Annotated in this window: 1 protein-coding gene and 1 pseudogene; one reads left to right on the forward strand and one right to left on the reverse strand. The window is 39.2% G+C overall.

Annotated elements, in window-relative coordinates:
- Window positions 1-316 (reverse strand): annotated as a pseudogene (locus tag ACOVO2_RS18930) (NADP-dependent oxidoreductase); the annotation flags it as partial.
- Between the two features lie 257 nt (window positions 317-573).
- On the opposite strand from ACOVO2_RS18930, the gene ACOVO2_RS18935 reads away from it, so the two are divergent.
- On the forward strand, window positions 574-1585 hold a 1012-nt coding region (locus ACOVO2_RS18935), incomplete at its 3' end, for a TlpA disulfide reductase family protein (protein WP_421771477.1).

Genomic DNA, 1585 nt, shown 5'->3' on the forward strand with positions numbered 1-1585 from the left:
TTCCATCCAAAATTGCATATTCCTGCACACCCGTTCCAGCAGTTACAAAATCGCCCGCCTTAAAATCAGCGTGTTTCGATTCCACCACCACACCCGCACCCAAAGCACGCATTACTTCACCTATTTTTACGGGTCTGATATATGATTTGCCTTCGTTCATCCAACCACGCATCGCAGGGTCGATTGACAAATATTGGTTCTGAATAAGAATCTGATTTTCAGCCAATTCGGGTGTTTCTGTTTCAATAATTTCCCAACAATCGGCCGTTGGAGTTCCCACAGGTCGAGCAATAAGTATTACTTGTGTATTTTTCATCTTGGTTTTTTAGTTGATAGATAATGGCGAAATTAATCCAAATTTCTTAAAAAATAGTATGCACGCATAAAAATATCTTGATTCATAAGTTTGTTTTCAATAATAACCTTCTTTGCTCAATGGCAGGGTTTTTGCTCGAAATTTGGGTAGAAATAAGGCATTTTTAATAATTTTAGTCCCAAACCAACGATTATTTTTTGCAAAAGCTCCGAATAAAGGCTTAATTTTGCATAGATTTTAATCGTAATCGAAACATAATGAGAAAGATTTTAACCATCGTCAGTATTGTATGTGCATTTGCGGTGCGTACTTACGCACAAGAAGGAGCGGTTTCAGAATCGATTCAGCTAGGCTCATTAGTACCTGATTTTGATATAAATATTCTCACTAAAGAAGGCACAACCAAGAAAAACATCAAAGATTATCGGGGAAAAGTAGTCATTTTAGAGTTTTGGGCAACTTACTGTGGGCCATGTTTTCCTGCGATGGAGCATTTGGCTACTTTACAGAAAAAATTTCCAACCGATTTAGAAGTCATCAACGTAACCGACGAAGAGCGTTGGAAAGTTGTGAATTTCTTAAAAAAACGCCCAACCTCGATGCCGATTGCGATTGATGCCAACAAATCAATCAATCAGTTGTTTTACCATCAACTGATGCCTCACACAATTATCATCGACCCACAAGGCTACATCAAAGCCATCACGTCGCCCGAAGAAGTAACCGAAGAAGTAATTTATCTGGCCAAAAGTGGGGCAATATTAGCCGTAAAAACCAAAGCCGAGTTTGCTACAAAAACCGAAAGTGCCACGGCTATGGGCGTTGGGCAGGCAGAAGATAAAAGTTTTTACAAAGTGGCCGTTTCGGCACATAAAGAAGGCATACAGCCACAAATCAATAAAAAATCAGATTTCGAGTACGAATTTATTAATTGCACAGTACCACTGATGTACCAAGTGCTTTATCAAACTACTCGCCCAAATCCTACTGACCGAGCGTGTTTGGAGGTTTCGGAGCAAACCAAATATTTATTAGAGGAAAAACAGCAGTACTGTCTAAATATCAAAGTGCCTGAGTCAATGAAACATCGGTTGGGAGAAATCGGCATGAAGAATTTGGAAGATATTTTTGGTTTGAAAGCAAAAACCGAGAATCGTATTCGTAAGGTCTATGCCCTTACAACCAATAAAGATATTACGCTTGCTGCATCGAATGTAGGAATGGATATGCCGCTGAAAGACTTCCTAAAACTACTTTGGGATACGAAAG

Source organism: Emticicia sp. (assembly GCF_049241225.1).
Taxonomy (GTDB): domain Bacteria; phylum Bacteroidota; class Bacteroidia; order Cytophagales; family Spirosomataceae; genus Emticicia.